The following is a 25,134-nucleotide window of genomic DNA, read 5'->3' as shown; positions in this document are numbered from 1 at the left end:
TTTAGTTCTTCCAGTATTTATACAATGCTTGAGTTCCGCTGTTTTCTTCACCATTTTCAGCTAATTGCTCATAAAGGGATTTGGCCAAAGACAGACCCGGGGCGTCCATTCCCATTTGTTCTGCTTCATCAAGGGCAATTTTCATATCCTTAATGAAATGCTTTATGTAAAACCCTGGCTCAAAATTTCCATTCAGCATTCTTGGGGCAAGATTACTTAGAGACCAACTCCCAGCGGACCCAGTTGAAATGCTTTTTAGCACAGTCTCAGGGTTCAATCCTGCTTTTTCTGCATAGATGATTGCTTCACATACCCCAATCATATTGGAAGCAATCGCAATTTGATTACATGCTTTTGTATGCTGTCCTGCTCCTGCCTCCCCTTGGTATACAATGTTCGTTCCAAGGTGGGCGAATATCGGACGAACCGCATCAAAAGCTTCCCGCTCACCGCCAGCCATAATCGAGAGCTTTGCTTCTTTCGCCCCGACATCCCCGCCTGAAACAGGAGCATCAATGGCCTGGATTCCTTTCTTCTTAGCTGCCTCATATATTTTTTTAGCAAGGTAAGGCGCAGAAGTCGTCATATCGATTAGATAACTTCCTACTTTAGCGTGGGCAATTAGTCCATAATCACCAAAATAAACTTCCTCCACGTCCTTCGGATAACCGACAATCGTAAAAATTACCTGGGCTTTCTCAGCCACATCTTGGGGATTACCAGCCCATGTCGCACCTTTTTCCAAAAGGTCTGTAGCTTTTTCCTTTGTTCTCGAATAAACAACTACCGGAAATCCTGCATTTAATAAATGGCTTACCATACTTTTTCCCATCACGCCTATTCCAATAAATCCGATTACCGTATTTTCTGGAGTTAACAAATTCATCTTCCTCTCCTCATTTTACCTCTATTTTAGCACTAAATTTCTTTGAAAGTATTGAAAAAGACCGGGTCATTTTCTCGACCCGGTCCCCGCGCTAAAATCTCCAAATTTATGCACATATTTATTGTGTCCACCCTGACAAAAGTTAATCTTCATTTTAAAGCTCTGAAGAAAAATTAGTTAGGTATGCACGTCCAAAGACCTCTTGATTGTTGAATACTTCAATTGATACAGCATTCTTATTTTCAATCATATTTTCCAATTCATGGATATGTAAGTCTTTTTTTAAGGGAATGGGGTCCATATAAATATATTTTTCACTTCGCCCCACATCTAAAAATTCACCATTAATGACCTGTTCTTCACCATATACAATTTCTCTTTGACCTATAGCTGCTGCTAGTTTATCATCATGGATGGCCACTTTAACCTTATATAATATACGGTCATTTAATATTTGGTCATTTATTCGAAAACGAAACTGAAGCTCATTATTTTTTGTTAATAAGGCATCCGCAAATCGGTTGACAATTAGTTCATCAGAAAACTGCAGCCCGCATCCGGTTAAAAAAGATGCACTCAGGATTCCGATTGATAAAAGTAACAGGATTCGCAATTTTTTCAGCATCCTAACACTCCCTTTATTACTACCATAACCATCAGTTATTGGAAATAAACGTTAGAAATGGCTAATATAAGGAGCGGGAAGTTAAATCGCTTTAATCATGCCCCCATCAACAAGAAACGAACTTCCTGTCATATAGGTATTTGCATCCGATAAAAGGAACGCAGCGACATTGGCAAATTCCTCAGGTTTCCCATATCTTTTTAAAGGAATTGCTGCTTTTGATTTCTCTTCAATCACTTCTCGGTCAACACCTTGCTTATCTGCATTGACTTGGTCTAAATGTTTTACTCGATCTGTCGCAATCCTTCCAGGGGCAATTGTATTAATTAAAATATTGTATGGTGCTAATTCAGAAGCGAGTGTTTTTGAAAGCCCGACAATTCCAGTTCGAAATGTGTTGGATAAAATTAATCCAGGAATAGGTTCTTTTATAGAAGAAGAAGCGATATTAAGGATTTTTCCTCCCTGTTTTTTTAAGTAAGGCAAGCTTTCGCGGATTAGCCTTACATAGGATAATAGATTTAATTCAAATGCATTCTGCCATTCATTATCGGATAGATCTTCAAAAGCAGCTGCAGGCGGACCGCCGGCATTATTCACAAGCAGATGGATTTCACCAAAGATTTCAATTGTCTTTTGAACAAGCTGCTTAATTTCCTGAGGATTTGTTACATCGGTTCTATGGTAGCTGACTTTTCCAAGATCAATTGCTTCAAGCAAGGCTGCTTTTTGTTTCAGTTTCTCCTCATCCCTTCCTGAAATCATGACATTTGCGCCTTCCCTTATGAGTCTTTCCGCAATCGCAAAACCGAGCCCCTGGCTGGAGGCTGCGATAATCGCTGTTTTACCCTTTAGATTTAATTCCATCCTTAATTCCTCCCTTTGTTATTCTTCTTTAATCTTACAAGAAAAAAGGAAACAGAGTAATTCTGTCTCCCCAAATTTATTTCCGCTTTAAAACGTATGCGCAAGATCCTTCGCACGAGCAATGGCATTTTCCTTGATTTCCTGTGCTTTATCAGGCATTGCATTATGTCCCTCAACGAAGAGTCCTTCTAAGGTTGGAACACCGAAGAAACTCATCATAATACTAATATAGCGGTGGCCCATTTCCATTTGGGCTGCAGGTCCTTCTGAATAGAACCCGCCGCGTGCTTGGATATGCAGTGCTTTTTTATCAGTCAAAAGTCCAATCGGACCTTTTTCCGTGTATTTAAATGTTTTTCCTGCAACTGCGACAGAATCAAGGTATGCCTTCATTACTGGAGGAAATGAAAAGTTCCATAACGGAGTAACGAAAACATATTTATCCGCGGCAATAAATTGTTCGTTTAATTCATTCAGCCGGCTAACCTTGATCTTTTCTTCTGCAGATAGCTGATCAAACTCTTGTCCAGAGCGAAGCTTTCCCCATCCGCTAAAAACGTCTGCATCTATATGGGGGATATTCTCTTTATATAAATCTAAATGAACCACTTCATCTCCCGGATTTACTTCTTTATACGTATCGATAAACGCTTTCCCTACGGCCATACTGTAGGATTGTGTTTCATTATGTGGGTGTGCAGTTATATATAATACTTTTGCCATTCTTCCATCACCTTTCTTTTCGAGTAGTTGACATTTTAGTTTAAATCAAAAATATAGAAATTAACCAAACTTTTTCACAAACCTTGAATTAATATATTTTCAATTCGAGGTAATTTTAAATAAAAAAAATGGTTCGGTCAACATATCTGCTTTAAAGTAACCCATTTAAAAAGGATTTGCCATTTAGACAAATCCTCAAAAACAGCCTCTTATTCATTTGTATCAACTGAGTATGGGTTACGACCAATATTTACTCTCATTTCATCGGTCATTTGGAATGGTTCATTAACCACCGACTCAGATAGTGAAGAGTCAAGTTGTAAACTACCATCATAATGTAACGGTTTCTGTTCCATGATTCCTTTCACCCCCTGCATGATTCCGTGCATTGTACAATTTACCTATTTGCCTTTAGTACAAATAAGCCTTTCTTACTATATTATAATTCTATGCTTGTCTAAAAATCCCTTCTTTTTTCACAAAAAAAAAAAAAACCGACTGATTTCCCAGCCGGTTTTAGGAATATTATTTTGTTGCTGCTGTTACAGCCTCAATTACTTGGTCAGTTGTTTGCATATTTAACACCTTTTGCGCGAGACTTTCCATATCGGATTTTTTGAGGTTCCGAATTAATGAACGGGCTTTTAAAATGGATGTTGCACTCATTGAAAATTCATCAAGACCAAGTCCTAGAAGAACTGGAATGGCTGTTTCATCTCCCGCCATTTCACCACACATGCCTGTCCATTTTCCTTCTGCATGTGCAGCATCAATAACCATTTTGACCAATCTTAAAATAGATGGGCTATAGGGCTGATAAAGATAGGATACACGCTGATTCATACGGTCAGCTGCCATTGTATATTGAATGAGGTCATTTGTCCCAATACTGAAGAAATCAACTTCTTTGGCAAATTGGTCAGCTAATACCGCAGTTGAAGGAATTTCAACCATAATTCCAAGCTCAATCTTTTCACTAACGGTTTGCCCTTCGCTTTGAAGCTTCGCTTTTTCTTCCTCCAGGATTGCCTTTGCTTGGCGAAACTCATCAAGGGTTGCAATCATTGGAAACATAATTTTTAAATTACCATGGCTGCTTGCCCGTAGCAGTGCACGCAATTGAGTTCGGAAAATTCCCTGCTCTTCTAGACATAAACGAATCGCACGGAAACCTAAGAATGGGTTCAATTCTTTTGGTAATTCCAAATATGGTAATTCCTTATCACCGCCAATGTCTAAAGTCCTAACCACCACTGGCTTGCCATTCATTCCTTCTAAGACGGCTTTATAGGATTCGAACTGTTCTTCCTCTGTAGGAAGCTGATCTCTGCCCATGTAAAGGAATTCGGTTCGATATAGACCAATTCCTTCACCACCATTATCCATAACTCCTTTTAAATCATTCGGAGTTCCGATATTGGCGGCTAATTCAACATGGTGACCATCTGCAGAAACAGTTTTTTCATTAACTAATTTTGCCCATTCAGCTTTTTGTGCCTCAAATTCGTTATGGATTTTACGGTATTGTTCCACTAGCTCAGGTGTCGGATTAATATGTACTTCACCTTTAAGCCCATCCACAATGACCATATCACCATTATTTATTTCATCTGTAGCTGTTTTGGTTCCAACTACTGCAGGAATTTCCAATGATCTTGCCATAATCGCTGAGTGGGAGGTACGGCCGCCAATATTTGTGGTAAAGCCTTTTACAAATTTTCGATTTAATTGAGCGGTATCGGAAGGAGTTAAATCCTCCGCCACGATAATAACTTCTTCAGCAATCATGCTTGGGTTTACCAATTGAACACCAAGTAAATGGCAAAGAACACGCTTCGTTACATCACGAATATCTGCAGCCCGCTCCTTCATATACTCATTATCCATTTGTTCGAACATTGTTATAAACATATCTGCCGTTTCTTTTAAGGCAAACTCAGCATTGATTTTTTCAGATTGAATTTTATCTTCAATCGGACCGGTCAATTCAGGGTCACTTAGAACGAGAAGATGTGCTTCAAAAATGGCTGCCTTATCTTCCCCAAGTTCTACCTTTGCCCGGTCGCGAATGACTTCAAGCTCAGATGTAGATTTTTCCATTGCCATTCGAAATCTTTTTATCTCTGAATTCGTGTCATCAATGGTTTTCTTTTCAAAGGATAAATCAGGTTCTACAAGACGGTAAGCTTTTGCAATTGCGATACCGTTTGATGCAGCAATTCCATGTAAAAAACTCATTATTCAGCCAAACCTTCTTTTTTCAGTGTTTCTTCAATGCTTGATAAAGCTTCTTCAGAATCGTTTCCTTCAGCAGAAATCACGATGTCTGCACCTTGACCAATTCCTAGAGACATTACACCCATAATCGATTTTAAATTAACCTTTTTTCCTTTATATTCTAAATTGATTTCAGAATTGAATTTACTAGCTGCTTGTACTAGCAAGGTTGCCGGTCTTGCGTGAATACCTGTTTCAGCTGTTACTTTAAATTGTTTTTCTGCCATGTAAATCAAACTCCTTTAATGTCAATTAATATAATAAATTTAATATTATTACCCGCCTAATAAACTTAAACAATTTGTTCATTTTAGTCAACTAAACCGTTAATTGATTAATAAATAAAACAATACAATTAAAATTATTTTTCCCTAAAATGACACAATTATGTTTTAAATAAAAGGCATAGATTGTGAAAAATAATACAAAGGATAGAATATCATTTTCTTAATCACTTGAACAGTAGTAAAGCTCACAAAAATACAGAAAGGCCGCAAAAAATTACGGCCCGTCAACTCTTAATTTCCGCCTACTGCCTTAGGAAATTCATTATTCTGTTCATCAATTGGTATTACGGCACGTATCAGGGCTTCTTCCAATTCATTGGTATATTTTTGCTTTTCTTGCTCGTTCCATCCAAATTGATCAGCCATATAAGCTATAACCTGGTTCTTCCATTTTTGTACAAGTTGAATATTGAACAAGATCGCACCTGTTCGGCGATTAAAGAAATCACTTGGAGTTGCTGCCATCTCATAGCGAATCGAATAAATTAATTTAGCAAATAATGGGAGTGGTAATCCATATCGAGCAGCATCATTTTTATACGTATTAAGAAGATCAAAAACGTCTTCAATATTTGAGCCATATATTTTTGCTAATTGTTCTGCCTCTTCCTTCGTTAAACCCACTTCGAGACCAACTTTTACCTTTCTACCAACATAGTCTGAAAAATGGCTTGAACCACCAACATCACCGCCGGAAATTGGCATATTCTTCGTCATACAAGCCGGGTAGTTCGTCCCTTCTTCATCATTAAATTTCACTACAAGTAAATCCACAATCGTTTCCGCCATTTTCCGATATCCCGTTAATTTTCCTCCAGCAATCGTAATTAGACCTGTTTTGGATTCCCAAATTTCATCCTTACGAGAAATTTCAGATGCCTTTTTTCCTTCTTCATATATAAGTGGTCTAACTCCTGCCCAGTTGGACTCAATATCCTTCTCGGTTATTTTCACATCAGGAAACATATAATTAATCGCCTTAATGATATAGCTACGGTCAGCTGATGTCATATAAGGATGCGCTTTATCCTTGTCATAAAATGTATCTGTTGTGCCCACATATGCCTTTCCATCTCGAGGGATTGCAAATACCATTCGACCATCTGGCGTATCGAAATAAATGGCTTGCTTTAAAGGGAATCGGGACTGATCAATTACGAGATGGACACCTTTTGTCAACTGAAGAACCTTTCCCTTTTTCGAATGGTCCATTTCTCGTATTTGATCTACCCATGGACCCGCTGCATTGACAATTTTTTTCGCACGGACCTGATATTTTTCACCTGAAAACAGGTCTTGGACCATTACACCGACAACGATTCCATTTTCATAGATAAGATTTGTAACTTTTGTATAATTGCAGGCAGTTGCACCCTTTTCAATCGCCGCTTTCATTACTTCAATTGTTAGTCTTGCATCATCAGTACGATATTCTACGTAATACCCCCCGCCTTTTAGGCCCTCTTTTTTAACGAGCGGCTCTTTTGCAAGGGTTTGCTCCGCAGATAACATCGTTCTTCGTTCTGATTTTTTTACTCCTGCTAAGAAATCATAAACCCGTAAACCAATAGAAGTAGAGAATGGTCCAAATGTTCCGCCTTTATGCATTGGCAGGAGCATCCACTCTGGAGTAGTGACATGCGGGCCGTTTTCATAGACAATCGCACGTTCTTTCCCAACTTCTGCGACCATTTTCACTTCAAATTGTTTTAAATATCTTAATCCTCCATGCACTAATTTTGTAGACCGGCTAGATGTACCTGCCGCAAAATCTTGCATTTCGACCAGTGCGGTATTCATTCCTCTTGAAGACGCATCAAGGGCGATACCGGCTCCGGTAATTCCACCACCAATAACTAAAACATCAAACTTCTCTTCCTTTAATTTCGATACAATCTCTTTACGATTTAAATTGGAAAATTTCATTATTTTTTCCTCCCGATTAAGAAGCCTTATTATTATATGCTTAGATATTTTTAAGGGGAAATAAAAAGAGACCACAAAAGACATTACCTAATGGTAATGTTTTTGTGGTCTCTCCAAATTCTCCTGCCAATATATTAACTTGTGTTTTATTATACCATATATTTAAGAAACAGAATAGTTTATTTAAATGCCATTGCCGCATTTACGGCTTTTTTCCAGCCAGCGTACAGAAGTTTACGGTCCTCTTCATTCATTTTCGGATCAAACTTCCGGCTGATTGCCCATTGCTTCGAGATTTCTTCCTGACTCTTCCAGAACCCAACTGCAAGTCCCGCTAAATAAGCGGCTCCAAGGGCTGTTGTTTCATTTACCACAGGTCTTTCAACTGGAACATTTAAAAGGTCACTTTGAAAATCCATTAGGAAATTATTTTTAACCGCACCACCGTCAACACGAAGTGTTTTTAATTGAATACCTGAATCGGCTTCCATCGCTGATAACACATCTTTTGTTTGATAAGCAAGCGACTCAAGTGTGGCACGAATAAATTGTTCCTTTGTTGTTCCACGTGTTAATCCAAAGACAGCACCCCGGACATCACTATCCCAATAAGGTGTTCCAAGCCCGACAAATGCAGGTACAACATAAACCCCATCTGTAGATTCAACTTTTGCTGCATATGTTTCGCTATCTTTAGCATCCTTAATCATTCTTAAACCATCGCGAAGCCATTGAATTGCTGAACCCGCTACAAAAATACTTCCTTCTAGAGCGTACTCTACTTTTCCATTTAATCCCCATGCGATGGTTGTCAATAAGCCATGTTCAGACTTTACTGCTTTTTCTCCAGTATTCATGAGCATAAAGCAGCCAGTACCGTACGTATTTTTTGCCATACCCTTTTCAAAACACGCCTGGCCAAATAATGCCGCCTGCTGGTCGCCTGCAACTCCGGCAATTGGCACTTCCTTGCCAAAGAAATGATAATCCACTGTATTAGCATAGATTTCTGAGGATGGCCGAACATCAGGAAGCATCGATTTAGGAACACTTAAAATTTCAAGTAATTCCTCATCCCATTTTAAGTCATGGATATTAAACATTAGGGTACGGGATGCATTGGAGTAATCGGTTACATGCGCCTTTCCCCCTGAAAGCTTCCAAATCAACCATGTATCAATTGTACCAAATAGAAGCTTACCTTGGAGAGCCCTTTCACGTGCACCAGGAACATGTTCAAGAATCCACTTTACCTTAGTCCCTGAGAAGTAGGCATCAATTAACAAACCTGTTTTTTCACGAAATAGCTGACCGTAACCTTTCTCTTTTAATTCCTCACAAATTTCACTCGTTTGTCTGGATTGCCAAACAATTGCATGATAAACCGGTTCTCCGGTTTCTTTATCCCATACAACTGCCGTTTCGCGCTGATTGGTAATTCCAATCCCAGCAACTTGTTCTGGCTTTATTCTTGTTTCAGATAAGACTTCAGCAATGACAGACAAGATTGAACCCCATATTTCGTTGGCATTATGTTCAACCCAACCCGGTTTTGGAAAATATTGCGTAAATTCCCTTTGAGCAATATGAACAATTTCCCCGTTTTGATTAAATAAAATTGCTCGTGAACTGGTTGTTCCTTGATCTAATGATAGAATATACTTTTCCATGGAAACGCCCTCCAAATTTAATCTTATATTAAGCTGCTTTTCTTCTTAAATTCTTGTTCGTATTCTGTTTTTTTCCTGCAATAAATGCAAGGAATAGTACAATTGAATTTAGTCCTATAACTACCCATAGGGCTCCGGTAAATTCCCCTAAAAATATAGCTTTATAGATTACTGCTCCAAGGCTGCCGCCTAACAGCGGCCCTACAACCGGAATCCATGAATAGCCCCAGTTAGAGCTCCCTTTACCCGGAATAGGCAGTAGGAAGTGGGCAATCCGCGGCCCAAGGTCACGAGCAGGATTAATTGCATATCCAGTGGTTCCACCCAATGACATACCAATCACAACAATCAATAATCCAACCGCCAGTGGATTTAATCCTTCTGTAAACTTATTAGCTCCAATAAATAATAAACCAAGTACAAGAACAAATGTACCAAAAATTTCACTAAATAGATTTGAAAATGTATGCGGGATTGCCGGGCTTGTCGCAAAAACGCCTAGCTTTGTTCCTGGGTCATCTGTTTCTTTCCAATGCGGCAGATAATGTAAGTAAACTAGGGCTGCACCGAGTATGGCTCCAATCATTTGGGCAAGAATATACCCCGGCACATCGGACCACGGGAAGTCTCCATTTAGAGCAAGTGCAATGGTAACGGCCGGATTAAGATGTGCTCCACTCACCGATCCAACTGCAAAAACTCCCATTGTTACTGCTAGTCCCCAAGCTATGGTAATTACAATCCATCCGGCATTATTGGAATAGGTTTTTTTTAACGAAGATCCCGCTCCAATTCCAGCACCGAGGACAATCAAAATCATTGTTCCTACTAATTCTCCAATAAAAGGTGTCAATTTTTACCGCTCCTTTTTCATTATATGTTGCTTATTCTGACAGAAAACAAAAAAGGAGATTCACACAGAAAAAACCATAAACCATGGTCTTTCGCGTGAATCTCCTTGTCTCCGTCACAATTCTATTAACTTGATTAAAGTATATAAACTAGTGAAAGCGTTGTCAATCCTTTTTTTATTTCAAACTAGTGAAACTTTATTTCTGGACTGCAAATGTATCCCAAAGCTCCCGTTTTGAAGTCGTAATGGCTGTAGCACCTGCATTGAGTGCATTTTGCACCTCTACTGTTGTCCGAATTAGTCCGCCAGCAAAAATGGGAATCCCTATGCGTTCCTTTACTTCAGTAATCATCCAAGGCATGGCCCCAGGTAAAACCTCAATAAAGTCAGGACGTGTCTTTTCTATTAATGAATAGCTCTTTTCCAATGCATGCGTGTCAAGGAGGAAAATTCTCTGTACCGCAATGACTCCCTTCTGCTTAGCCTTCAGAATCACACTGGATTTCGTTGAAATTAATCCAAAAGGCTTATATTCCTGGCAAATATATTCAGTCGCATAGTCATCATTTTTTATCCCATGTATGAGATCAACATGGTAAATCATTTTTTTTCCATATTGTTTTGCAAGTACACTTATATTTTTTAACTGAGCGATATGCATGTCTAAAAAAACGCCGATTTCAAAGGAGCTCTTTAAAAAACGCTCAAACTCCTTCATATTCGTTGATGCTGGTAATATGCTTTGGTTAATCATCATTGCCCTCCTTTCATTTTTAATCTTTTCCTAATTGTATATGTACCTAAATTAACTTCTTGGCACTTGCAAATATTGATAAAGGACATCTCCACCTCTCTGCGCAATCCCACGGAAATGTTTAAAATCATTTCTTTTAACAAGAATTTGCCGGAATTCCATAAAATCATCCTGCTTTACATAATACTCAGAAAGCGTACCGGCCTTTAACTGTTCCAATATTTCGTTCACAGTATCTCCATTCAACCATATGCACCACCTTTCCAAAGTATTTTATCGTAAATCTTTAATAAGGAGTATTTTTTGTCGAAATTTCCGAGGAAATACCCTTCAATTGTAGGAATTTTTTTTAACAATAAATCTACTATTATAGTTAATTAATTTTTTCATCAAAATTAACGTAATTGTCAAATAAAATCCTTTACGAAATTGGAAAAGTAGTGCAAACTGTTATTTAAATGGGATAGATGAGATTGTATGGCAAAGGGGAGAGACTGAATGAAAATAGCAGAAATAGGAAATATCATTGAATTCCGTGGTGGGTTACAGGGAATAGTGGAAAAGGTAAATGAAAATTCTGTAATAGTCGATCTAACATACATGGACAATTACCGTGATTTAGAATTGGACCAGCGTACGGTTGTAAATCATAAAAACTATAAGATTGTAAAAGAAAGCGCTTATTAATTTGTTTTGAACCATTAAAAAGGCAGCCATCGGCTGCCTTTTTCCTCTGTATAATTGCTTAAACAAGACCCACTCCATCTTAATTTTAAGGCTGTTTTCCTATTTCGTTTGAAATTTGTTTAAGGGATTTCACTTTACCATGCGGATTTTGATCTTGTTTTCGAACAGTCCATTCCCTTTCATGCTGTCTCTGTGATTTGCTCATACCATTCACTCCTTTCACCTACTATCTTTTTCAAAAACCCTTTTCCTTATCATAGGTAAAAGAATGAAAATTGAGCAAATCATTTCCATTCAAAGAAATAAGTCCCTATTTACTTGATTCTATTGGGCAACTGCTTCATCCATAACAAGATGAAAAATATCAGGCTTATGTATCCGAACAACGGATAGAGGTACGACAGTAATTTCCCATAATTTATGAGACTAATTACATAGGAAATGGCAAAGATCCCTGAAATAGAGGTGATGGTCGAAACCGATACATATTGCTTAAGCTGCCGATCTAAACCGAATACGTTTCCGATTACCGAAGTAAAAATTTCCCCATAAATGACCATCACAAAAATCCAATAAAAAAATGGAGCAATTTGTTTCATAATTATGGCCATAGGAATTTCATAATTCTCAAGATTTGGGAGCATGATTAAAGTAAAATGACTTGAGAGTAGAATAAGGGTCAAAGCAGCCCCTCCTAGTATTCCTCCCCACTTAATTGTCCAATCATCCTTTATTTCTGTGGCAATTGGTACTAAAACTGCCTGTGCTAAGGCTAAATTTAGCGCAGTATAAGAAAAGGGAGCCACCACGCTTTTCCAGCCATCATCAACATGTGGAATAAATAAAAATTGATCCATGAAATGAGGCAATTTTACAGAAAAGCCCATTAACAATAAACTAAAACAAATCATTAATGGTACCACAAAAGAATTTACTGCAAAAAGCCCTTTTGTACCAGTCATCATGACAATAAAAGAAAGAAATATGGTTAATAGGACTCCGAAGTTTTTCGAAAGGCCCAATTGTTCTTCAAATACTGCCCCTGCCCCTGCGAGCATCACGGCACTTACACCAAGAAGCATCACAAGCATAATGATATTAATGCCTTTGCCTGCCCACTTCCCAAATAAATATTCATTTAACTCCTGATAGGATTTTGCATTTATATGAGCCGCTATTCTCATTAATTTGGAACCTAAAACAACAAGGAGGTAGCCGCTCATTAAAATACTTATTAAGCCAAAGAAGCCAAAACGCGAAAAAAATTCAACGATCTCTCTTCCTGTGGCAAAACCAGCTCCTACGACCGTCCCGACGTAGACTGCTGCAATCTGAAAAGCTGCTGTCCAATTTTTCTTCACATCATCTCCCCCTCTATTTAACTATATGAGGCGATGGACAAACAAAGACGAGCTAACTTTAATATTTAAGAAATAATTACCATAAACAAACCCCTTGAAAGTCAAAAAAGGTCAGAGTATACTACGGGTATAAGGTCAAAGTTAGTCAAAGTCAAACACGATATTCATGTATTTATAGGAGGTTTTTAATATGCTATGTCAAATGTGTAAAGAAAACCATGCAACTGTTCAATTTAACATCGTCATAAATGGACAGCGAAAAGAAATGAAACTTTGTCATGAGTGCTATTCAAAAGAAAAAAATACAATTGGGGCAGGAATCGGGCCAACGATGAATGCTTTTTCAGGATTTCCATTTGAAGATCTTTTTTTCTCAAAAAATTCAATGGAAAATAAACAAATGAATGGTCAACCTAACATGCAAAATGAAAAACGTCTTTCTAATGGCGGCGGTTTTATTGACCAATTTGGACGTAATTTAACGCAAATGGCAAAAGCAGGCCTTATTGACCCAGTCATCGGCCGTGATGAAGAAATTGAGCGTGTAATTGAAATTTTAAATAGACGTAATAAAAATAATCCAGTCTTAATTGGTGAACCTGGTGTCGGTAAAACAGCCATCGCTGAGGGCATAGCTCTAAATATTGCCGAAGGACTAGTACCGGGTAAATTAAAAAATAAAGAAGTTTATTTGCTTGACGTTGCTTCATTAGTTGCAAACACAGGAATTCGTGGCCAATTTGAAGAGAGAATCAAGCAATTGATTTCGGAGTTACAAGAACGGAAGAATATTATCCTGTTTATTGACGAAATCCATCTACTTGTTGGAGCTGGTTCTGCAGAAGGTTCTATGGATGCAGGAAATATCTTAAAACCTGCACTTGCACGTGGTGAAATACAGGTTGTTGGTGCAACCACTTTAAAGGAATACCGTCAAATTGAAAAAGACTCTGCCCTTGAGCGCCGCTTCCAGCCAGTTCATGTTCAAGAACCATCACCAGAAGCAGCCACCAAGATTTTAACAGGTATTCAAAAGAAATATGAAGACTATCATGAAGTTACCTATTCAGATGAAGCAATTCAAGCATGCGTGCAATTATCACACCGATATATCCAAGACCGTTTCTTACCAGACAAGGCGATTGACTTGCTTGATGAAGCGGGTTCTAAATTGAATCTTAATTCGGATTATAAGAGTACAGAGCAACTTGAAAACCGCTTAAAGGAAATTCAAACTGAAAAAGAAGCTGCATTAAAAAAAGAAAATTATGAGGCAGCAGCAACGCTTCGAGACGAGGAAACCAAGCTGGAAAAAGCGTTAAACCAAGCTAGTAATAGCGAAAGACCAACTGTTGAAGCTGCACATATCCAAGAAATCATTGAGAAAAAAACAGGTATCCCTGTAGGCAAACTTCAAGAAGATGAGCAGCTTAAAATGAAGCATCTTGAAGAACATCTAGAATCTAAAGTAATTGGACAGAAAAAAGCAGTGGAAAAGGTTGCGAAAGCAATTAGAAGAAGCCGTGCTGGCTTAAAATCAAAACAGCGCCCAATTGGTTCCTTCCTTTTCGTAGGACCTACCGGGGTGGGTAAAACTGAATTAACAAAAACACTTGCTGAAGAACTATTTGGTTCAAAGGATTCAATGATTCGTCTGGATATGAGCGAATATATGGAAAAACACAGTGTTTCAAAATTAATCGGTTCACCTCCAGGATACGTGGGTCATGATGATGCTGGTCAATTAACTGAAAAAGTACGTCGAAACCCTTACAGCATTATTTTATTGGATGAGATTGAAAAAGCACATCCTGATGTACAGCATATGTTTCTGCAAATCCTTGAAGATGGTCGTCTCACTGACAGCCAAGGAAGAACGGTAAGTTTCAAAGAAACGGTCATTATCATGACAAGTAACGCCGGTATTGGCTATAAGCCAATTCATGTTGGTTTTGGAACAAGTGAGGCGATTGAGGAAGCATCCATCTTGGATTCTTTAGGAAGCTTCTTTAAACCGGAATTTTTAAACCGTTTTGACAGTATTATTGAGTTTAACACACTTGAGAAGGAAGATATTCTCAAAATTGTTGATTTAATGCTTACTGAATTAAAAGAAACGTTAACAGAACAAAATATTGAATTATCAATAACACCTGAAGTAAAAGAAAAACTTGCTGAACTAGGGTTTCACCCTGCCTTCGGTGCCCGCCCATTACGTCGGGTTATTCAAGAACAGCTTGAAGATAAAATGGCTGACTTTATTCTAGATCAACCGGATGCTAAAAAGGTTGAAGCCGTCATTCACGAAGGTGAAATCGAAGTATTGGCGGAAACAGTAACAGTTCAATAATTAAAAAACAAAAGCGAAGCCTATAAATATATCAGGCTTCGCTTTCTTTTTACAAATTTTTATCATCAACAGAATTCAACCATTTTTCGATTTCACCAATCACCGATTCGACGCATCCATCTTGAAATGGTGAAATTAAATTAGCGGCTTCAACAAGCTTGGTAAAGGACATGCTCCCGCCAAGCTTACAAAGGTTCACATAATCTCTCCAAGCCTCTTCTTGATTCTCTCTAGAGCCTTTCCAGAACTGGAAGGCACAAATTTGTGCAAGTGTATAATCAATATAATAAAAAGGTGAGTTATATATATGCCCTTGACGCTGCCAAAAGCCGCCATTTTCTAAATACTGATTTCCATCATAATCCTTATGCGGCAGGTAATTCTTTTCAATCTCTCGCCATTTATGCTTCCGTTCTTTTGGTGATGCTTCTGGATTTTCATATACCCAATGCTGGAATTCATCAACAGATACACCATAAGGTAAGAATAAAAGAGCATCACTTAAATGGGCAAATTGATATTTCTCGGTATCTTCTTTAAAGAACAAATCCATCCACGGCCATGTGAAAAATTCCATACTCATTGAATGAATTTCAGCTGCTTCATAGGTTGGCCAGTAATATTCAGGAATTTCAAAATGTCGGCTCGAATAAACTTGGAAGGCATGACCGGCTTCATGTGTCAAAACATCAATATCACCGGAGGTGCCGTTAAAGTTTGAAAAAATAAACGGCGCTTTAAAATTTTCAATAAACGTACAATAACCACCGCCTGCTTTCCCTTTTTTCGCTACAAGGTCCATCAAATTATTTTCCCGCATGAATTTGAAAAAGGCACCAGTTTCGACCGAAAGATCCTCATACATCTTTTGACCATTATCTATAATCCATTCCGGGCTCCCTTTTGGGATGGCATTTCCTGTCTTAAAGACAAATCCCTCATCATAATATTTTAAATGGTCAAGGCCAATTCGCTCTGCCTGCCTTGTTTTTAGTTTTGTAGCAATCGGGACAATGAAATCCTTTACTTGAGCACGGAATTTTGCAACCATTTCGGCATTATAATCTGTTCTCATCATCCGGTAGTAACCAAGCTCAACGAAATTTTTATAACCTAGTTTTTGGGCAATCTCTGTTCTCACTTTAACAAGATCATCATAAATGCGGTCCAGTTCAGCCTCATTCTCGGCAAAGAAATTAAATTTTGCCACGCTAGCCCGTTTTCTCATCTCTCGATCGGTTGCCTGTGTAAACGGCTCTAATTGGGCAAGGGTTCTCTCCTCACCTTCAAAGTCAATCTTGGCTGAAGCAAGAAGTTTTGTATATTCGGTGGAAAGGCGATTTTCTTTTTGCAATAAAGGAACAATTTCCGGTTTAAAGGTTTTCAGTTGTCCCTCAGCAAGTGCAAAAAGCTGTTTCCCCCATTTTCTCTCTAATTCGGTGCGAAACTTAGAGTCGACAAGTGCTTGGTAATATTGATTCACCAATCCCTCAATTTCAGGCTGAATTTCATCCATGTAATCTTGTTCTTCCTTATAAAATTCATCGTTTGTATCAACCGAGTGACGAATATAACAAAGGTTGAACATCGTTCCAAGATCATTTCTTAGTTTATTGACATCATCCATGGCTGCTGATTGCTCTTCAATTGATGATGCACTTTTAAAACGGTCAATCGCTATTTGAAAGTTTTTTTTCATTTCATCTAAGTTTGGCCGTTGATATGTATAGCTTTCAAAGCTCATTTTAACAACCCCTTTATCTTTATATTAACCTTCTTGTTGTTTTCGACACTACTCATTAATATTCCTGTTAAAAAAAAATACGACCAATAGGCCGCATTAAAATTTCCCTGCAGGTAAGCCGAGTTTTTTCAATAATTCAATGGCTTCCGACTTTTCGTCCACAGTTAGACTTGACATTAATTTGTGAATACTTTCAGCGTGTTCGGGGAAAATCCCTTCAATAAAGTTTTTTCCATCATCGGTAATTTGGGCATAGGTAACTCTTCTATCTTTTGGACAAGCAATTCGTTTTAATAATCTTTTTTGTTCTAGTTTATCAACTACATAGGTAATACTGCCGCTGGCGAGAAGAATTTTACCGCCAATTTGCTGCATTGGCTGATCACCTTTGTGATATAAAAGTTCAAGGACTGCAAATTCCGTCGGATTAAGCCCACTCGCTTGAATTCCTTTATTTACATGCTCATTAATTGCCTTATACGCTCTTGAAAGGACAATAAACAGCTTTAAAGATTGAGAAATAGCTTCATTTTCCATATAAATTTCATCCTCTTTATTTTTTAAAAACTGTAAATCCTAAACTTTAAAATTATCTTGATTTCAAAATTATTATAAAAAACTTTTTAAAATATGTCAATTTAACCTATGAAGCGAACCACATGATACGTGCCCCATTCAAAAATTAAGCTGCCTATTTTTTTTATTGCAGGAATATTTTCTCAAAAACTAGAACTGATGATATAATGATTTAGGTCAACTTATCGATGTTTGAGGTACTAACATGAAAAATTTCAAGAGCAACTTTTATTTATATCTAATTATAGTCGTTCTTCCTGTTATTATTATAGGCTCATATTATTTATCTAGCATTCTAAAAGAACACAATCAAGAAAGAAAAGATCAGGCACGCTGGGTTGCATCCATTTACCAGAAAAGCTGGGATCAGTTTATTGGCGAGACAACCACAAGTTTAGAGATTCTTTCTCTTTCTGTTAAAGGAAATTTGTCTTCTCCCGAAAAAGTGGAGCCCTTACTGAAGGAAATTCACGATAAGGATCTACGGTATGGAGGCTTGTATCTTCTTGATAAAAATGGAAAAGTGCTCACAGGTTCGGAATTACCAAAATACAGAGTGGAGTTTTCCCGGCAAAAATATATCCAAGATGTGATTAAGACAAAGGATACGATTATCTCCAATCATCAAGAAATAACCCAAAATAATCAGCGAATATTAGGATTAGCCACACCTGTATTAGACGAAAACCATCACGTATTGGCTATACTTGTTGCCCACTTACGGATTGATTATATGCAAAACCTCATGAAGGTTCTTACACCAAAATCCAAACTGGTTGTAGTAAACGATGATAACAAACCAATCGTAAAACTAAATGTCAAGGATTCAACAATAAATGATGAAAATAATTGGATTCGCTTGCCAATGGACCGTTTGCCTTGGAATATCAAGGTAAAAATTGCAAATCGAAATATAAAAGAGATTGCGGAAGAATTCAGTGAAGCACTTTTTATCATCCTAGTTATCACACATGTGCTATTTTTACTTATTGAATACATTCTATTAAGAAAGCACACGGTTAAAGAACGGAAACAAAATGAAGTACAAAAATTGGAACTAGTGGGGACTTTAGCTGCAAGTACTGCCCACGAAATCCGTAATCCACTAACGGGTGTGAAGGGACTTATGCAGCTTTTGAGTGAAAAATATACTGCGCCAGAAGACCAATATTATTTTGAAGTGATTGACTCAGAGTTAAACCGTATCAATGAGATTGTCAGCGAGTTTCTAATTCTAGGGAAACCGACTGCACAGTTAACTAATAATGTTAATATTGTTGAAACATTGCAAGAACTGAAACCGTTGATTATTTCGGAGGGAAATTTATGCAATGTAGATTGTACTTGGAACATTCCTTCGAACCCGGTAATCGTTCAATGTGTTAAAGACCAAATCAAACAGGTTGTGTTAAATATTGCGAAAAATTCGTTTGAATCTATAGAAGGTTCGGGAAAATTAGAAATAATTCTTCAAAAGAATTCACAGTTTTGCCAACTGGAAATCATTGATAATGGCAAAGGAATGAGTAAGGAGGAATTGGATAAAATCTTTCTGCCCTTTTATACATCAAAAAAGACCGGAACTGGACTTGGTTTGGTTGTCTGTAAGAGGATTATCCAATCCTTTGGCGGAAAAATACAGATTTTGAGTGCTGCAGGAAAAGGCACAAAAGTAGAAATAACCTTACCGCTTGCAAAAAACACATAATGAAAAACAATTGAATACGTTTTCTTGCACAAAATGTCCTTCATCGCCTGATGAAGGACATTTCTTTCGTTTCTTAGTTGCGTTTTGGGCTTCATCCACCTTAAGAAGCAATAATAAATTATTTCGATACTAGAAATTTTTTATTCTACTTTTAATGAAAATTTTGTAAGATTAGAATAGATAAAATTTGTTCAATTTGAAAAAGGAGACTACAATGAACCAACAAGCAATTCTTAACGCTAAAGCCCCAAAAGCGAATGAGTCCACGATGTTTAAAATTCTTTTTATTATCGGGCTTTGCCATTTATTAAATGACGCAATTCAATCCGTCGTGCCCGCAATGTTTCCAATTTTAGAAAAATCAATGGGATTATCTTTTACCCAACTAGGGATCATTGCCTTTTCTTTAAACATGGTTTCATCCGTCATGCAGCCTGTTGTCGGTATTTTTACGGATAAAAAACCAATGCCTTTCGCGTTACCCATTGGACTTACTCTAACATTATTCGGAGTACTTGGCTTGGGGATGGCTCCAAACTTCGGTCTCATTGTGTTATCCGTTATTTTTATCGGCCTCGGTTCGGCTGTATTTCATCCAGAAGGCTCAAGGGTTGCTCATATGGCAGCTGGTAGCCGCCGAGGACTTGCTCAATCGATTTACCAGGTTGGTGGCAATACCGGTCAGGCATTAGCCCCGCTGATTACCGCTCTTATTTTAGTGCCGCTCGGCCAAATAGGTGCTTCCTGGTTTACAATCGTTGCAGCACTTGCCGTCATTTTACTAATTTATATTGCAAGTTGGTATAATCAAAGATTAAAAGTTTCTACAGCGCGGTTGAAGAAACAAACAGCAACCGCGGGTGCAAAAACAGGAATATCCAAGGATATTAAAAAGGCACTCGTGCTAATTTTACTTTTAATCTTTGCAAGATCCTGGTACATTTCGGGTATGACTAACTTTTATGCTTTTTTTGCCATAAAGCAATATGCTATGACAATTAAAGAATCCCAGCTTTATTTATTTGCATTTTTAGTAGCAGGTGCATTTGGAACTTTTTTTGGAGGGCCGCTCGCTGACAAGTTTGGTAAGAAGACTGTCATTGCTTTATCCATGCTTACAACAGTGCCTTTCTCGATTCTGATTCCGTTTGTGCCATCAGGCGTGGCCTTTATCTTCCTTTTATGTACTGGTTTCGTCTTGATGACGAGCTTTTCAGTCACGGTTGTTTATGCACAGGAGCTTGTTCCAGGAAAAATTGGACTCATGTCGGGCTTAACGGTGGGACTTGCGTTTGGAATGGGTGCCATTGGCTCGGTAGGACTTGGGTATATTGCAGATCTAATAGGTATACAATCGATGGTAACTGGAATTGGTATATTACCCTTACTTGGACTAACAGCACTACTTTTACCATCTGACAAAAAGCTGCGTGAGTGGCATCAAGGATAATTTTAAAAAGGATGGGGGAACCCATCCTTTATTTAATCTCTTGAATTTTTCTAAACAGCTCTTCTTTTTCTTCATCTGTTAGCATTCTTTCTGCCATAGGAAACAACACATTTTCTTCTTTAGAGAAATGCTCGGTTAAGATGAAATAGGCATTTTTGATTAAATCGGCTAAATTTTTCCTTTCAGCAGAGGAAAGCTGGTCATTTTCAGCTTTTTCAAGGAATGCAGCTATTTTCGATTTTGCCTGATCATGTTCATATTCCATTACAGCGATGGGGCCGGAAGTAGTTCCAATATAGGCCCCCATCATCGGAAAAAGGACTCCTTCTTCCCGTTCAGAATGGGGGTCAAGCTCGGCTTTGAATTCCTTCACCTTTGTAATTAATACGGTAAAGTTTTGTTCAATATCTTTTTCATCTTCAATTTGCTTTGTTAATTTAAATAATTCATCTAATTGGTCTAATAATGGTGGATGCTCTCCCTTTAACTGATTTAATCCTTTGCTTAATTCAGCTTGAGGCATACCGCCAAAACCACTCATACAACCACTCATTAAAGTCACCTCTTCAAATTTAACTTCTTATAGTATAAAAGGAACATGGAAGTATTGTTGTGATATAGGTCACATTAATCCTCGTATAGAAAAGGCATATCCTTTATTTAGACAATTTGGTGAAGATGTACCCAATTTTCAAAAAAATTTAACATTTTTACTCAAAAAAACATAAAAACCATCATATAATAAAGGTAGTCAAATAAAAGGGAGGCTGATTATCCTGCAAACTCCAAATTATCGTGATTTTTACCAAAAGGCATTAATCCCGATTGGATTAAATGACATGATGGTTTTAAATGAGTCTGGAATTCAACAAATCGATTCGAATGCGACGCATTGGTTAGTCGGGATACAAGGTGAAACCATACAGCAGCCAACAGGATATTATCACTGGAAGGTAAGTATCTATCCATCAAATTATGAAGGTGCCTTTAATTGGAATCATCCTTTTTATTGTTCCGATCTTATGCAGTCCATGGATTGTGCAATCGATTTAGCCAAAACTTTTATTGTTTTTTGTGAAAACGACGAGCTTTCCTCATCAACGATTAAAGAGAAAATCAGCTAAACCTCATAAAGTTAATCCTTCTGCTTTCCCCTCTTTTTTGCACTCCATTGTGAAAGAATATACATATAGTGGTAAATTTGATTTCCTTTCTGCTTTCCAAAAGGTGAGATCTCTTCGGAGGTTCATTATTCATTTAAAAAATGAAGAAGAGCTGCTTGATGGATTCCTTGAAAAATAAGAATAAATAGAAATTAGCAATTGAGCATATATTTATAAGGGGTGATTAATGTGAATTTTAAAACTCGATTAGGAATAAAAATTAATTTTTTGAAAATCACCGAAATGGTCAATACTTCAGTTTTGCAAATCGGTAGTTCTGGTCCTATTAAACGGTCCTCTGCTTTGCCTGAATGGTATCAAATACATCCACCAGTAGCACCAGGTGCACAAATATTAGCACCAGCTGTCCCTTTACAAGCACCTGTACGAGAAAAAGGTAGAATAAATAAATAGTAAAAAGCACCGGAAAAGCTATTATCGGGACACATTGGGTAAAGTATGTTTTGTCTTAGAAATTGAATTAAGCGATTTACTTATACTTATAGTTGAAGAGGATAAACAAAAAGACGATACTGTATAATCAGTGCCGTCTTTTTTACTTATACAAACAGTTAAGAGCGTGTTTTTATGTTCACATTTGCTCACAAAATGCTCACAGTTTTAAGCTAACCTAAACACAATCCCGTGTCCGCCTTTTGGATATTCCCATTTAATGTTTTCGTGCGGGCAGCCAATCCGGCAGCTTCCGCATTCATGGCATCCTTCAAATCCTACCTGCATCCGTGTTCCTTCCCATTTATATACCTCTGCCGGGCAAAATACTGTGCAAAGTTTATCCGGGCATTTGGTCATGCAAACATCATGATCAAGCACGGTTAAGTGTGATTTCGTGTCGCACTTAAATCTTAGAAGATATTGTTTTTCCTCAAGAGTTGTCGTTGACATTATTTCACCGCCTTCCAAACACGATAAATATCACTAAGTACTTTGAAAGTTCCCCTTCCGTCTGTAAAACTCTTCATAATTTGTTTTTGTTTATCACGTTTAGGTGTACCATCCACAGTAAAGAATTTCCCCATTGCTTTGGTTAGCATTGGAGCGTATTCTTTAAAATATTGTGGATATGACTCAAATGTATGTGGAGCATCTTTGTATTTATCTAAGTCCTTCATGATAAAACTATTGTTAAGAGCTTCGCGGTACTGGCTTAAGCTTGATTCGCTGTAGTCTCCGCATTTTTTTGCCTGAACAATTGTCTTTGCTGCCAGTTCCCCAGAGTACATGGCCAAGTTGGAACCTTCTCCGTGCATAGCGTTAACAAGCGATGCTGCATCACCAACGACAACGACACCATTTCCAACTACTTTTTGTACTGAACGGTATCCCCCTTCTGGGATTAGGTGAGCAAGATACTCTGCAGATTCCCCGCCTTCGATCAAAGGTTTAATCGTTGGATGATTTTTTAATTGATCCAATAAATCATATGGTTTTAATTTATCTTTGATCATTGCCGCAAGTGTTGTACCGACCCCAATATTTATGCTATCTTGATTCGTATAAAGGAATGCAGCACCAAAATTTCCTTTTGTCGATTCACCAAAAATTTCAATTGCTACACCTTGGTTTTCCGCAATGTTAAACCGTTCGTTAATTTTTTCTTTAGGCATATTAATAACTTCCATTGCACATAAAGCAACATGTTCCGGTGGGTGTTCTTTCCGGAAGCCTAGCTGTTTAGCTAAAAGGGAGTTTACTCCATCGGCTAATACCACTACGTCAGCATATAGTTCTCCGTCGGGACGGTCTGTACGAACCCCAACAACCTTACCGTTTTCTACAATACATTCTGTGACCACGGTTTCATTAACTAGCAACGCTCCTGCTTCCACTGCTTTATTCGCAAACCATTGGTCGAATTTGGCTCTTTGAACGGTAAAACTATTGTAAGGTTCTGCACCCCATTCCATACCTTTATACCCTATTTGAATGGCTGATTCTTCACCTAACACCCAATACCTATGGTCAACAACTGGACGCTCAAGAGGGGCTTCCTTCCAAAATTCAGGAACCAAATCCCTTAATTGTTTGCTGAATAAGACGCCGCCCATTACATTCTTGCTGCCAGGATATTCTCCTCTTTCAAGAAGCAATACATTCAAACCATTTCTTGCGCAAACCAGTGCACAAGCTGAGCCTGCTGGACCTGCTCCAACGATGATTACATCAAATTTCTCAGACATAGCTCATTGCACCGCCCTTATGAACCTGTTTAAATTGCTCAATTAATTTTGGCAATATTTCCATAGCATCTCCCACTATTCCATAGGTTGCTACGTCGAAAATAGGTGCTTTCGGATCCTTATTGATGGCGATTATGGTATCTGAGTTTTTCATCCCAACTACGTGCTGGATGGCACCTGACACTGCCACTGCAAAGAAAATTTTCGGTGTAACCGTTTCACCTGTCTGACCAATTTGAAGGTAATGCGGAAGCCAGCCAGCTTCAACAACATCCCTCGTTCCTCCGACACTTGCACCAATTGTTTCAGCAAATTCATGAATGAGTTGGAAGTTTTTTTCGTCCCCCATCCCTTTTCCGCCACATACAATGACGTGGGCATCCGCTAAATTCGCCTTCTTTGTGACATCATTCACAATTTGTAGTACTTTCGTACGCATATCTTCTTCTTTAAGGGTGATTTGTTCTTCAATAACCTTCCCAATTCTGCCTGCAACCGGCTCCAATGATTTCATGACTTTAGGACGAACAGTTGCCATTTGCGGCCGATGTTTCTTACAAAGAATTGTAGCCATAATATTACCGCCGAAAGCAGGACGGCTTGCTTCTAATAGCCGGTTATCTAAATCGATATCAAGCATTGTCGTATCTGCGGTTAAACCCGTATTTAAATCGGTCGCTACTGCACTAGCTAAATCTTTTCCATTCGGTGTCGCACCATAAAGAATAATTTCAGGCTTATACTTTTCGGCAAGCATGTCTACACCCTTCATATAAGACTCCGTGCGATAATCCTTTAAAACAGGATGATCAATGATATATATTTCATCTGCGCCATATTCAATCACTTTGTTTGCCAATGATTTAATGTCTTGTCCAAGTAAAAATCCCCCCAGCGGAACTTGCAGCTTATCAGCTAATTTTCTTCCGGCACCTAACAACTCTAGAGAAACTCCTTCGATTTTCCCATCATTTTGTTCGATAAAGACCCAAACTCCACGATATTCCTCAAGGTTCATTAAAATCC

General features: G+C 38.1%; 26 protein-coding genes. 6 read left to right on the top strand and 20 right to left on the bottom strand.

Translation table 11 applies throughout. The features are described from left to right. Position 1 precedes the first annotated feature (1 nt). From M028_RS0115810 to M028_RS0115755, 12 genes are all read right to left on the bottom strand, one after another. Positions 2-880, bottom strand: a complete 879-nt coding sequence (locus tag M028_RS0115810; protein ID WP_026574704.1) for an NAD(P)-dependent oxidoreductase — start codon at positions 878-880, stop codon at positions 2-4. Positions 881-1,040: 160 nt separating this feature from the next. Continuing rightward, positions 1,041-1,511 carry a hypothetical protein gene (locus tag M028_RS0115805; RefSeq protein WP_026574703.1) on the bottom strand — a complete coding sequence of 157 codons (471 nt, stop codon included), beginning with the start codon at positions 1,509-1,511 and terminating at the stop codon, positions 1,041-1,043. A gap of 81 nt (positions 1,512-1,592) precedes the next feature. Further along, the gene (locus tag M028_RS0115800) at positions 1,593-2,378 is read right to left on the bottom strand and encodes an SDR family oxidoreductase (RefSeq protein ID WP_026574702.1); all 786 of its coding nucleotides are present in this window, start codon (positions 2,376-2,378) and stop codon (positions 1,593-1,595) included. Between the two features lie 87 nt (positions 2,379-2,465). Next, complete coding sequence (locus M028_RS0115795; protein WP_026574701.1) at positions 2,466-3,101, bottom strand: FMN-dependent NADH-azoreductase; 636 nt, start codon at positions 3,099-3,101, stop codon at positions 2,466-2,468. A 209-nt stretch (positions 3,102-3,310) separates the two neighbouring features. Continuing rightward, positions 3,311-3,490 carry a hypothetical protein gene (locus M028_RS32875; protein ID WP_155925630.1) on the bottom strand — a complete coding sequence of 60 codons (180 nt, stop codon included), beginning with the start codon at positions 3,488-3,490 and terminating at the stop codon, positions 3,311-3,313. Between the two features lie 136 nt (positions 3,491-3,626). Then, positions 3,627-5,339, bottom strand: a complete 1,713-nt coding sequence (gene ptsP / locus M028_RS0115785) for a phosphoenolpyruvate--protein phosphotransferase (protein WP_026574700.1) — start codon at positions 5,337-5,339, stop codon at positions 3,627-3,629. Beyond that, entirely contained in the window at positions 5,339-5,605 is a 267-nt protein-coding gene (locus tag M028_RS0115780) for a phosphocarrier protein HPr (RefSeq protein WP_026574699.1), read from the bottom strand. Before M028_RS0115780 ends, ptsP begins: the two co-directional genes overlap by 1 nt. Before the next feature lie 291 nt (positions 5,606-5,896). Beyond that, entirely contained in the window at positions 5,897-7,591 is a 1,695-nt protein-coding gene (locus M028_RS0115775) for a glycerol-3-phosphate dehydrogenase/oxidase (protein ID WP_026574698.1), read from the bottom strand. Between the two features lie 179 nt (positions 7,592-7,770). Beyond that, on the bottom strand, positions 7,771-9,261 hold the full coding sequence (gene glpK, locus M028_RS0115770; protein ID WP_026574697.1) for a glycerol kinase GlpK: 1,491 nt from the start codon (positions 9,259-9,261) through the stop codon (positions 7,771-7,773). Between the two features lie 28 nt (positions 9,262-9,289). Further along, entirely contained in the window at positions 9,290-10,114 is an 825-nt protein-coding gene (locus M028_RS0115765) for an MIP/aquaporin family protein (protein ID WP_026574696.1), read from the bottom strand. Positions 10,115-10,310: 196 nt separating this feature from the next. Then, positions 10,311-10,871, bottom strand: coding sequence for a glycerol-3-phosphate responsive antiterminator (locus tag M028_RS0115760; RefSeq protein WP_026574695.1), 561 nt, complete (start codon positions 10,869-10,871; stop codon positions 10,311-10,313). A gap of 48 nt (positions 10,872-10,919) precedes the next feature. Then, on the bottom strand, positions 10,920-11,114 hold the full coding sequence (locus M028_RS0115755) for a hypothetical protein (RefSeq protein ID WP_026574694.1): 195 nt from the start codon (positions 11,112-11,114) through the stop codon (positions 10,920-10,922). 252 nt (positions 11,115-11,366) lie between these two features. Here M028_RS0115755 and M028_RS0115750 point away from each other — a divergent pair, with 252 nt between their 5' ends. Beyond that, complete coding sequence (locus M028_RS0115750; RefSeq protein ID WP_026574693.1) at positions 11,367-11,555, top strand: YkvS family protein; 189 nt, start codon at positions 11,367-11,369, stop codon at positions 11,553-11,555. 85 nt (positions 11,556-11,640) lie between these two features. Here the strand turns inward: M028_RS0115750 and M028_RS33625 are convergent, their stop codons facing one another. Continuing rightward, on the bottom strand, positions 11,641-11,760 hold the full coding sequence (locus M028_RS33625; RefSeq protein ID WP_231510828.1) for a DUF6254 family protein: 120 nt from the start codon (positions 11,758-11,760) through the stop codon (positions 11,641-11,643). A 109-nt stretch (positions 11,761-11,869) separates the two neighbouring features. Continuing rightward, positions 11,870-12,916, bottom strand: coding sequence for a YkvI family membrane protein (locus tag M028_RS0115740; protein ID WP_026574692.1), 1,047 nt, complete (start codon positions 12,914-12,916; stop codon positions 11,870-11,872). 190 nt (positions 12,917-13,106) lie between these two features. Between M028_RS0115740 and M028_RS0115735 the strand changes: the two genes are divergently transcribed. Continuing rightward, positions 13,107-15,266 carry an ATP-dependent Clp protease ATP-binding subunit gene (locus M028_RS0115735; RefSeq protein WP_026574691.1) on the top strand — a complete coding sequence of 720 codons (2,160 nt, stop codon included), beginning with the start codon at positions 13,107-13,109 and terminating at the stop codon, positions 15,264-15,266. Positions 15,267-15,315: 49 nt separating this feature from the next. Here M028_RS0115735 and M028_RS0115730 read toward each other — a convergent pair whose 3' ends face one another. Both M028_RS0115730 and M028_RS0115725 read right to left on the bottom strand, forming a co-directional pair. Continuing rightward, positions 15,316-17,010, bottom strand: coding sequence for a M3 family oligoendopeptidase (locus M028_RS0115730; protein ID WP_026574690.1), 1,695 nt, complete (start codon positions 17,008-17,010; stop codon positions 15,316-15,318). A 96-nt stretch (positions 17,011-17,106) separates the two neighbouring features. Further along, positions 17,107-17,547, bottom strand: coding sequence for a MarR family winged helix-turn-helix transcriptional regulator (locus M028_RS0115725; protein WP_026574689.1), 441 nt, complete (start codon positions 17,545-17,547; stop codon positions 17,107-17,109). 244 nt (positions 17,548-17,791) lie between these two features. Between M028_RS0115725 and M028_RS0115720 the strand changes: the two genes are divergently transcribed. After that, positions 17,792-19,294 (top strand): PAS domain-containing sensor histidine kinase, encoded by a 1,503-nt coding sequence (locus M028_RS0115720; protein ID WP_026574688.1) that lies wholly within the window; start codon positions 17,792-17,794, stop codon positions 19,292-19,294. A gap of 214 nt (positions 19,295-19,508) precedes the next feature. Then, positions 19,509-20,744, top strand: a complete 1,236-nt coding sequence (locus tag M028_RS0115715) for an MFS transporter (protein ID WP_035424171.1) — start codon at positions 19,509-19,511, stop codon at positions 20,742-20,744. Positions 20,745-20,772: 28 nt separating this feature from the next. Here the strand turns inward: M028_RS0115715 and M028_RS0115710 are convergent, their stop codons facing one another. Further along, positions 20,773-21,297, bottom strand: a complete 525-nt coding sequence (locus M028_RS0115710; protein ID WP_231510827.1) for a hemerythrin domain-containing protein — start codon at positions 21,295-21,297, stop codon at positions 20,773-20,775. 286 nt (positions 21,298-21,583) lie between these two features. Between M028_RS0115710 and M028_RS30230 the strand changes: the two genes are divergently transcribed. Together M028_RS30230 and M028_RS0115700 are read left to right on the top strand one after the other, a co-directional pair. Continuing rightward, positions 21,584-21,868 carry a hypothetical protein gene (locus tag M028_RS30230; protein ID WP_051591074.1) on the top strand — a complete coding sequence of 95 codons (285 nt, stop codon included), beginning with the start codon at positions 21,584-21,586 and terminating at the stop codon, positions 21,866-21,868. Between the two features lie 228 nt (positions 21,869-22,096). Then, positions 22,097-22,321: a spore germination protein GerPB gene (locus M028_RS0115700; protein WP_026574685.1), complete on the top strand. Its 225-nt coding sequence runs from the start codon at positions 22,097-22,099 to the stop codon at positions 22,319-22,321. A 207-nt stretch (positions 22,322-22,528) separates the two neighbouring features. On the opposite strand, the gene M028_RS0115695 is transcribed toward M028_RS0115700, so the two are convergent. From M028_RS0115695 to M028_RS0115685, 3 genes are read right to left on the bottom strand one after another with little or no spacing between them, the layout of a single operon-like run. Then, complete coding sequence (locus tag M028_RS0115695; RefSeq protein ID WP_026574684.1) at positions 22,529-22,813, bottom strand: ferredoxin family protein; 285 nt, start codon at positions 22,811-22,813, stop codon at positions 22,529-22,531. After that, positions 22,813-24,108, bottom strand: a complete 1,296-nt coding sequence (locus tag M028_RS0115690) for an FAD-dependent oxidoreductase (RefSeq protein ID WP_026574683.1) — start codon at positions 24,106-24,108, stop codon at positions 22,813-22,815. Before M028_RS0115690 ends, M028_RS0115695 begins: the two co-directional genes overlap by 1 nt. Beyond that, positions 24,101-25,126: an electron transfer flavoprotein subunit alpha/FixB family protein gene (locus tag M028_RS0115685; RefSeq protein ID WP_026574682.1), complete on the bottom strand. Its 1,026-nt coding sequence runs from the start codon at positions 25,124-25,126 to the stop codon at positions 24,101-24,103. The genes M028_RS0115690 and M028_RS0115685 overlap by 8 nt, the downstream gene beginning before the upstream one ends. Positions 25,127-25,134: the final 8 nt, after the last annotated feature.

Source organism: Bacillus sp. UNC438CL73TsuS30 (assembly GCF_000482325.1).
In the GTDB taxonomy this organism is placed as follows: Bacteria; Bacillota; Bacilli; order Bacillales; family Cytobacillaceae; genus Neobacillus.
Note: the sequence above shows the minus strand (reverse complement) of the source record. Positions and strands in the feature narration are given on the sequence as shown.